The organism is Bradyrhizobium sp. STM 3809 (assembly GCF_000239795.1).
GTDB lineage: Bacteria > Pseudomonadota > Alphaproteobacteria > Rhizobiales > Xanthobacteraceae > Bradyrhizobium.
Genome location: NZ_CAFJ01000114.1, coordinates 1 through 9,453, shown reverse-complemented (window position 1 = coordinate 9,453; position 9,453 = coordinate 1). Strand labels below are relative to the sequence as shown.

Annotated in this window: 8 protein-coding genes; all 8 read right to left on the bottom strand. The window is 67.0% G+C overall.

Going from position 1 to position 9,453, the window contains the following annotated elements:
* Positions 1-197: 197 nt before the first annotated feature.
* Positions 198-1,664: a glycogen synthase GlgA gene (gene glgA / locus BRAS3809_RS05910; protein WP_008961187.1), complete on the bottom strand. Its 1,467-nt coding sequence runs from the start codon at positions 1,662-1,664 to the stop codon at positions 198-200.
* Positions 1,661-2,926 (bottom strand): glucose-1-phosphate adenylyltransferase, encoded by a 1,266-nt coding sequence (gene glgC, locus BRAS3809_RS05905; RefSeq protein WP_008961186.1) that lies wholly within the window; start codon positions 2,924-2,926, stop codon positions 1,661-1,663. Before glgC ends, glgA begins: the two co-directional genes overlap by 4 nt.
* A 154-nt stretch (positions 2,927-3,080) precedes the next feature.
* Positions 3,081-4,028, bottom strand: coding sequence for a carbohydrate kinase family protein (locus BRAS3809_RS05900; protein WP_008961185.1), 948 nt, complete (start codon positions 4,026-4,028; stop codon positions 3,081-3,083).
* Between the two features lie 11 nt (positions 4,029-4,039).
* The gene (locus tag BRAS3809_RS05895; RefSeq protein WP_008961184.1) at positions 4,040-5,677 is read right to left on the bottom strand and encodes an FGGY-family carbohydrate kinase; all 1,638 of its coding nucleotides are present in this window, start codon (positions 5,675-5,677) and stop codon (positions 4,040-4,042) included.
* Positions 5,678-5,706: 29 nt separating this feature from the next.
* A complete protein-coding gene (locus BRAS3809_RS05890; RefSeq protein WP_008961183.1) occupies positions 5,707-6,480 on the bottom strand; it encodes an SDR family NAD(P)-dependent oxidoreductase in 774 nt (257 codons plus the stop codon).
* A 47-nt stretch (positions 6,481-6,527) separates the two neighbouring features.
* Positions 6,528-7,535, bottom strand: coding sequence for an ABC transporter ATP-binding protein (locus tag BRAS3809_RS05885; RefSeq protein WP_008961182.1), 1,008 nt, complete (start codon positions 7,533-7,535; stop codon positions 6,528-6,530).
* Positions 7,536-7,549: 14 nt separating this feature from the next.
* On the bottom strand, positions 7,550-8,380 hold the full coding sequence (locus BRAS3809_RS05880; protein WP_008961181.1) for a carbohydrate ABC transporter permease: 831 nt from the start codon (positions 8,378-8,380) through the stop codon (positions 7,550-7,552).
* 4 nt (positions 8,381-8,384) lie between these two features.
* Positions 8,385-9,257 carry a carbohydrate ABC transporter permease gene (locus BRAS3809_RS05875; RefSeq protein ID WP_008961180.1) on the bottom strand — a complete coding sequence of 291 codons (873 nt, stop codon included), beginning with the start codon at positions 9,255-9,257 and terminating at the stop codon, positions 8,385-8,387.
* Between the last annotated feature and the right edge of the window lie 196 nt (positions 9,258-9,453).

The window sequence follows — 9,453 nt, the reverse complement described above, 5'->3', positions numbered from 1 at the left end:
GCCTCATATCCGCCAGATCGGCGCGGCGCTCCTCACCATGAGGAGGAAAAGCCGGGGCTACACTGCACACCGGACCACGAACACGCCGAGAGTCGTGTTCATGGAGAGCTTCGGGTCCCGAGATCAGCGCAGCAGGTCGGTCGTCGGCCGCGTGTTCTTAGCGAGGGTCGGGCGCCGCGCGCCGCAATATCTCCCCCTCAGCCCGCCGGCTTCCGCTGCGCGACGATCTGGCGATACAGCTCCGCATACCGCCCGGCCCGGTGCCGCCACGACACGTCGGTCAGCATGGCGTTGAGCTGCATGCGGGTCCAGTTGGAGGCGTTGCTGCGGGCGGCGTAGAAGGCGGCGGCGGCGCGGCGGAGCGTCTGGTCGAGGGACTCGGCGGTGACGGCGGCGCACTTGAAGCCGGTCGCGGCGACGCCGGCCTCGGTCTCGTCGATGACGGTGTCGGCGAGGCCGCCGACCGAGGTGACGATCGGCAGCGCGCCGTAGCGCAGCGCGCAGAGCTGGGTCAGGCCGCACGGCTCGAAGCGCGACGGCACGACCAGCGCGTCGCAGCCGGCCTGGATGAGGTGCGCGAGTCCCTCGTCATAGCCGATCATGACGCCGATCTGGCCGGGATGGCGCGTCGCGGCGGCGCGGAAGGCGTCGCGCAATTCAGCCTCGCCGTCGCCCAGCAGCGCCAGCTGGATGCCGGCGCTGGTCAGGGTCGGCAGACACGACAGCAGAAGGTCGAGCCCCTTCTGCGAGGTCAGGCGGCTGACGACGCCGAGCAGGAACGTCTCCGGCGAGACCTGCAGGCCCATGCGGGCCTGCAGCGCCGCCTTGTTCGGCGCGCGGGCTTCGAGCTTCTCGATGCCGAAATGCGAGGGGATGACTGGATCGCTGCCGGGATCCCACACCGTCGTATCGATGCCATTGAGAATGCCGACGAGGTCCGACGACCGCTGCCGCAGCAGGCCGCCGAGCCCCATGCCCTGCTCGTCGCTCTGGATCTCGCGCGCATAGGTCGGCGACACCGTCGTGATCTTGTCGGCGAATTGCAGTCCCGCCTTCAGGAAACTGATGTCGCCGTAATATTCGAGGCCGTAGATCGAGAACGATTCCGGCGGCAGGCCGAGCGGCGGCAGGAAGTGGCGGGGAAAGCGGCCCTGGAAGGCGAGGTTGTGCACCGTCATGACCGTGCCGGGATGCGGCCGGTGGCTGTACAGCAGATAGGCCGGCACCAGGCCCGCCTGCCAGTCATGGCCATGGACGACGTCCGGCACGAAGCTCGGCACCGCGCCCAAGCCGATATAGGACGCCGCCCGCGCCAGCGCCGCGAAGCGGAACGGGTTGTCCGGCCAGTCCTTGCCGTCAGGCCCGAGATAGGGATTGCCCTCGCGGTCGTAGAGATGCGGCGCATCGAGCACGAACAGATCGAGCGCGCCATGGCTGCCGCCGAGCAGCCGTGCGTTGCCGCCGAAGAAGTTCGGCAGCGAGCTGATCTCCTTGGCCTGCTCCAGCGCCTTCATCACGGCGGGGTAGCCGGGAATCAGCGTGCGGACCTCGACATCCTCGGCCAACAGCGCCCAGGGCAGCGCGCCGACGACGTCGGCGAGGCCGCCGGTCTTGACGATGGGATAGACCTCGGACGCAACCGACAGAACGCGCAGTGGCGTCATGAATTGAGCCCGTCGATCATCTGCTGGGTGATCAGGGTGATGCCGTTCTCCGTGGTCCGGAAGCGCTTCGCGTCGAACTCCGGATCCTCGCCGACGACGAGCCCTTCCGGAATCTGCACGCCGCGATCGACCACGACGTTGGTCAGCCGGGCGTGGCGCGCGACGTTCACGTAGGGCAGCAGCACCGCATTGTGCACCTTGGAATAGGAATGCAGATGTGAGCCGGTGAACAGCAGCGAGCGCTGCACGGAGGCGCCGGACACGATGCAGCCGCCCGACACCAGCGAGCACACCGCCTCGCCGCGGCGGCCGTCCTCGGCGTGGACGAACTTGGCCGGCGGGGTGATCTCGGAATAGGTCCAGATCGGCCAGGCGCGGTCGTAGAGATCGAGCTCGGGGGTCACGTCGGTGAGGTCGAGATTGGCGGCCCAGTAGGCGTCGACCGTGCCGACATCGCGCCAGTAGCTGCGCGTATCGTGCTCGGTGCGGACGCAGGAGCGGTTGAACTGATGCGCCACGGCGCGGCCGTTCTTGACGATGTAGGGGATGATGTCGCGGCCGAAATCGTGGTTCGAGTTGGGGTCCGCGGCGTCGCGCTTCAGCTCGTCATACAGGAATTTGGCGTCGAAGACGTAGATGCCCATGCTGGCGAGCGACTTGTCGGGCTTGCCGGGAATCGGCGGCGGATCGGCCGGCTTCTCGATGAAGTCGCGGATGGTCTCGTCCTCGTTGATATGGAGGATGCCGAAGCCCGAGGATTCCGCGCGCGGCGTCTCCAGGCAGCCGACGGTGACGTCGGCGCGCTGGTCGACATGCTGCTGCAGCATCAGCTCGTAGTCCATCTTGTAGATATGGTCGCCGGCGAGCACGACGATGTATTTCGAATTGTAGCTCTCGAGGATGTCGATGTTCTGGTACACGGCGTCAGCCGTTCCGACGTACCACATCGTCTCGGAGACGCGCTGGCTGGCCGGGAGGATGTCGAAGCTCTCGTTACGCTCGGGGCGGAAGAAGTTCCAGCCCATCTGCAGGTGGCGGATGAGGCTGTGCGCCTTGTACTGCGTGGCCACCGCGATGCGCCGGATGCCGGAGTTGACGGCATTCGACAGCGCGAAATCGATGATGCGCGACTTGCCGCCGAAATAGACCGCGGGCTTGGCGCGGCGGTCGGTGAGCTCGAGCAGGCGGCTGCCGCGTCCGCCCGCCAGCACGAAGGCCAGCGCGTGACGGGACAGCGGTTCGGTCCTGGCGGCTGGTGCCATATGTCTCCTCCCTGCAACTCGTTGGCGCGTCACGTTGTTATCGCGTCTTCGAAGGTCCGTGCCGGCCGGCGCGAGGTCGCGCGCCAGCGTCCGGTCCTCTCATATGACGGAGAAATAGCCAACCAGTTCCCAATGCCGAGCGCAATGGGGTGCTTCAGCCCAGACGATCCCAGGTTGCAGCCATCTCGCCCCACCGCGGCGGGTCGGCGCCCTCGCGCGTGCAGGTGACGGCGGCACACGCGCCGGCGAAGGCGAGCACCTTGCGCAGCTCGGCCTCTCCCAGGCCCTTGAGCGCCTCCCGGCCGATCCGGCCGAGCTGGCGCAGGGCGAACAGCATCGCGGCCTGGAAGGTGTCGCCGGCGCCGATCGTATCGACGACGTCAACCTTGGGCACCGCGACCTCGACCGGGCCGGCCTGCGCATGCCAGCCGAGTGCGCCGTCGGGGCCGCGGGTGATGACGACCAGGCTGGTGCCGCGCGCCAGCAGCGCCTCGGCCCGCGTCGCGTAATCGTCATGGCCATGCAGGAAGTCGAAGTCGACATCCGACATCTTGATCAGGTCGGCGCTGGCGGCAAACGCGTCCATGCCGGCGATATAGGCCGCCTTGTCGGTCACGAGATTCGGCCGGCAGTTCGGATCGAACGAGATCGTCACCGCACCTTGCGTCGCGGCGATCATCGCGCGGGTCTCGCGCGCGCCCTGATCATGGATCAGCGTGGTCGAGCCGACATGGATGGCATCGATGGCGGCAAACGGGATGCTGCCCGGCCGATAGGTCCATTTCCGCGCCGCGGTCTCGGCGTCGTAGAACGCGTATTGCGCCTCGTTGCCGACATGGCGGACGAAGGCCAGCGTGGTCTGGTCGGGGCTGCGGGTGGTGTAGGCGAGATCAACCGCCGAACCCTGCGCATGCGCCGCGATCATGGTGCCGAACAGGTCGGTCGAGATGCCGCCGACGAAGCCGGTCGGCGCGCCCAGCCGCGCCAGTCCCACGGCGACGTTCAGACAGGAGCCGCCGACCACCGGCCTGAGCACGTCGTGTCCGTCGGCCGATTTGGCCGGGACGAAGTCGATCAGCGCATCGCCGCAGCTCAGGATCATGGTCAGCCCCCTCAACCGGCCCCATGCATCACGGAACGGCTGTCGCGATCAAGCGTCCGCAGCAGGCCGTGGATGCGCCGCTTGCGGCGGTGGAAGTCGGCAATTTCAGGCGCGGTCGGCTCGCTGAGGCGGCCGAGCGAGGACATCGAGGCCATCGTCTCGCCGATCGAGCGGAAGGCGCCGCTGGCGACGGCCCCCAACATGGCCGCGCCGAGCAGCACCGGCTCCTGGGTGCCCGGCAGCGCCACCGTCAGCCCGGTCGTATCGGCCATGATCTGACGCACCAGCGGGCTGCGCGAGGCGCCGCCGGCCATCACCAGGGTCCGGCAGGTAATGCCATTGGCGGCGAAGGCATCGATCACGTCGGCGAGACCATAGGCGAGGCCGCACAGGCCTGCGACGAACAGCCGCTCCATCGCGCCGATATCGGCATCGAGATCGAGCCCGGCGATCACGGCGCGCGAATCCGGGTCGGCGTAGGGCGAGCGGTTGCCGAGAAACTCAGGAAGGATATGGACGTCGCGGGCGAGCCGCGCCGCCGCGCCGACGCTCGGCGCGCGCGCCATGATCCGCTTCTCCAGGAAGCTGATCAGATCCAGCCCCTCGGCGCGCGCGGCAGACGTGGCCTCCGCCGCGGCCGGATGCGAGCGTAGAAGATGATCGATCGCGGCGCCCGCGGCAGACTGGCCGCCCTCGTTGAGCCAGAAGCCGGGCACCATGCCCTGATAATACGGGCCCCAGACGCCGGGCACGAAGGACGGCGCCCGCGTCGTTGCCATGATGCAGGCCGACGTCCCCATGATGTAGGCGAGCCGGTCGCAGACATCGACCTCGCCGCCATCCGCCGCGCAGCCGCCGATCGCGCCGATGCCGCCGGCATGGGCATCGATCAGCGCGGCGCCGACCGGCGTGCCCGCGACGAGGCCCAGCTCCGTCGCGGCCGCGCGCGACAGGCCTTGTCCGAGCGACGTGCCGGGCGCGACGATCCCGGTGCCGATGCGCGCATAATCTTCGGCGACGAACTCCTCGAGCCCGATGCGGCGGAAATAGTCCGCGCTCCAGCGCGCCTCATGCGCCAGATAATTCCACTTGCAGGTGACCGTGCACATCGAGCGCGCCGTCGCGCCGGTCGCGCGCCAGGTCAGGAAGTCGGCGAGGTCGAAAAAGTGACCGGCCGCGTCGAAGCTTGCGCGCAGATGCCGCTTCAGCCAAAGCAGCTTCGGCATCTCCATTTCCGGCGAGATCGAACCGCCGACATAGCGCAGCACGTCATCGCCGGTGGCATTGATGTCGCGCGCTTCGGTGAGCGCACGGTGATCCATCCAGACGATGACGTTCCTCGCCGCGTCGCCGGAGCTGCTGACGGTGACCGGCGCGCCCTGGGGATCGAGCGCCACCAGCGAGCAGGTGGCGTCGAAGCCGATGCCCTTGACCAGTTCCGGCGCGAGGCCCGCTTCCGCGATCGCCGCCTTCACGGCGGCGCAGCAGGCGCGCCAGATGTCGTCGGAGGACTGCTCGACGACATCGCCGGCCTCGTGCCAGGTCTGGATCGGATGCCGCGCCGCGGCCAGCAGCCGGCCGGTCTCGTCGAAAACTCCGGCGCGCGTGCTCGATGTGCCGACATCGACACCGACAAAGGCCTTGGCCATGGTTCGCTCCCGTCAGATTTGACGCGAGCTTACCAGCAAGTGTAGCCGCCATCGACAACGACGACGCTGCCGGTCATCAGGCTTGCCGCCTCCGAGGCCAGGAACAGCACGACCGAGGCGATCTCCTCGACCTGCCCCATCCGGCCCATCGGGGTTCCACCGATCCAGGCGTCGTACATGCGCGGGTTGCTCTTCACGAAGGCGTTCAGCGGCGTCTCGATATAGGTCGGAGCCACCGCATTGACGCGGATGCCGCGCGCGCCCCATTCGGCCGCCAGCGACTTGGTCAGATGGTGCACCGCGGCCTTGGAGGCGTTGTAGAAGCACTGCTCCTGCGGCTTGTTGACGATGAAGCCCGACATCGAGCCGATATTCACGATGGTGCCGCTCTTGGCCTGCAGCATGTGCCTGCCGAAGGCGCGGCAGCACCAGAAGGTGCCGTTGAGATTGACGTCGAGCACGTTGAGCCAATGCTCGTCGGTGACGGTCTCTGCCGGCGTCTCGCTGCGCGCAATGCCGGCATTGTTGACGAGGATGTCGACCTTGCCATGCCGCGCGGCGAGATCGTCGGCGATCCGCGTCACCTCGGCCGAATTGGTCACGTCCATCAGCGCGGTCTCGGTCGAGAAGCCCTTCGCCTTCATCGCCGCCTGCGCGTCCGCGGCAGCCTTGGCGTCGCGGTCGGCGATCACGACATGCGCGCCCGCCTCCGCCAGCGCCTCGACGCAGGCCAGGCCGATGCCCTGCGCACCGCCCGTGACCAGCGCGGTCTTGCCGTTCAGCTTGAATTTGTCCAGATACATCGTCGTCGTCCGTGGTTGTCGTTGACGCCCGGAGGGGACGTCACCTCTCATGTGAAGATGGAATTGCCGTTCGCGTCGAAGCGGTAGATGCGGTTCGGCTCGGGCCGCAGCGTCACCGCATCGCCGGCGCTGAGCCGTTTCTCGCCGACGCAGCGCACGGTCAGCGTGCCCAGCGCGCCGGAATCGACGTAAAGGAAGGTGTCGCTGCCGAGATGCTCGGCGACCAGCACCTTGCCGCGCCAGCCCTCGCCGCCGTCCTCGACGATGGCGATATGCTCCGGCCGCACGCCGATCGTGGTGGCGCCGCGCTGCGCGGCCTCCTCGCCGACGATCAGATTCATCTTCGGCGAGCCGATGAAGCCGGCCACGAACAGGTTGGCGGGGCGCTGATAGAGCTCGATCGGCGAGCCATATTGCTCGATGCGGCCGGCGTTCAGCACCACGATCTTGTCGGCCATGGTCATGGCCTCGACCTGATCGTGGGTCACGTAGATCGCGGTGGTGCCGAGCTGCTTCTGCAGCCGCGTCACCTCGAGCCGCATCTGCACGCGCAGCGCAGCATCGAGATTGGACAGCGGTTCGTCGAACAGGAAGGCCTTGGGCTCGCGCACGATGGCGCGGCCGATCGCGACGCGCTGGCGCTGGCCGCCGGAGAGCTCGCGCGGCTTGCGGTCGAGATAGGGCGTGAGGTTCAACGTCGCGGCGGCGGCTTCAACTTTCTGGTTGATCTCGGCCTTTGGCAAGCCTGCCATCTTCAGGCCGAAGGCGATGTTGCCGCGCACGCTCATATGCGGGTACAGCGCGTAGGACTGGAACACCATCGACAGGCCGCGCTTGGCCGGCGGCACGTCGACGACATTGTTGCCGTCGATCAGGATGCGGCCGCCGGAGACGTCCTCCAGCCCAGCGATCAGCCGCAGCAGCGTGGTCTTGCCGCAGCCGGAGGGACCGACGAACACCACGAAGGCGCCGTCGGGAATGTCGAGATCGGCGCCCTTGATGATGTGCACCGGCCCGAACGATTTCTGCACGGCTTCCAGCGTGATCCGTCCCATGATCAGCCCTTTCGTTACTTCACTGCGCCGAAGGTCAACCCGCGCACGAGCTGCTTCTGGCTGAACCAGCCGATGATCAGGATCGGCGCGATCGCGAGCGTCGAGGCCGCCGACAGCCGCGCCCAGAACAGCCCTTCCGGACTCGAATAGGAGGCGATGAACGTCGTCAGCGGCGCCGCCTCGAGCGTCGACAGGTTCAAGGTCCAGAACGCCTCGTTCCAGGCGAGGATGAGATTCAGCAGCAGGGTCGATGCGAGGCCTGGGATCGCCATCGGGGTCAGCACGTAGATCAGCTCGCGCCCGATCGTGGCGCCGTCCATCCGCGCGGCTTCGAGGATGTCCTTCGGGATCTCCTTGAAATAGGTGAACAGCATCCAGATCACGATCGGCAGGTTGCCGAGACACAGGATGAAGACGAGCCCGGTGCGCGTGTCGAGCAGGCCCATGTTCTTGTAGATGAGATAGATCGGCACGAGCACGCCGACCGGCGGCATCATCTTGGTCGAGAGCATCCAGAGCAGGATGTCCTTGGTGCGCCTGGTCGGCGAGAACGCCATCGACCACGCGGCGGGGATCGCGATCAAGAGCGCAATGAGCGTCGAGCCGCCGGCGACGATCAGCGAGTTCAGCGCGTGGTGCAGATAGTCGCTGCGCTCCTGCACGGTGACGTAGTTCTCGGTGGTCCAGTGGAAGAACAGGAACGACGGCGGCGTCGCGAACGCCTCCAGCTCGGTCTTGAAGCTCGCCAGCACCATCCACAGGATCGGGAAGAAGATCACGAAGCCGGCCAGCCAGGCGCCGACTGTTGCGATCACGACGTGACGTCCGGTGACCTTGCGCGCCATGCTGTTACGCCTCGAGGTTACGGCCGACGATGCGGACCAGGAAGAAGGCGACGATATTGGCGATGACCACGGCAACGAGACCGCCGGCCGAGGCCGTGCCGACGTCGAACTGGATCAGCGCCTGCGAATAGACCAGGAAGGCGATGTTCGTGGTCTGCAGGCCCGGTCCGCCACCAGTGGTGACGAAGATCTCGGCGAATACGGTGAGCAGGAAGATGGTCTCGATCAGGATCACCACCGTGATCGGCCGGGCCAGATGCGGCAGGGTCAGGTAGATAAAGCGCGACAGCGCGCCGGCACCGTCCATCTCGGCCGCCTCCTTCTGCTCCTCGTCGAGCGACTGCAGCGCGGTCAACAGGATCAGCGTCGCGAATGGCAGCCATTGCCAGGCGACGATGAAGATGACAGCGAGCAGCGGCGCGTCGGTGAACCAGTCGATCGGCGTCAGTCCGAGCGAGGTCGCGATCCACGCGAACAGGCCGGACACCGGGTGCATCAGCAGGTTCTTCCACACCAGCGCGCTGACGGTGGGCATCACGAAGAACGGCGCGATCACCATCAGGCGGATGAAGTTGCGGCCGATCACCGGCTGGTCGAGCAGGATCGCCAGGGGAATGCCGAGGCCGATCGTCAGCAGCAGCACCGAGCCGACCAGGGTGAGGGTGTTCTGCAGCGACGCGAGGAAAGCGGGATCGGTGAGGAAGTAGGTGAAGTTCTCGAAGCCGACGAAGCTCTCGGAGCCTGGATCGAGCAGGCTGTAATGCAGCGTCGAGAAATAGACCGTCAGCGCCAGCGGCACGATCATCCACACGAACAGCAGGATGACCGCCGGCGACATCAGCGCCCGGGCGAGCAGTTGAGTTTGTCGGGTGGCCATTGGTCGTCCTTGCTCGATGGTTGCCGCCGTCATTGCGAGCGAAGCGACGCAATCCAGGGGCGTCGATGGGACTCTGGATTGCTTCGTCGCTTCGCTCCTCGCAATGACGACTGATAGCTTGCGGTCGCACTAAACAACTTTCACCGTAGCGCTCGAGCGCGCTGCCGGTGAATGCGCCCTCTCCCCTTGCGGGAGA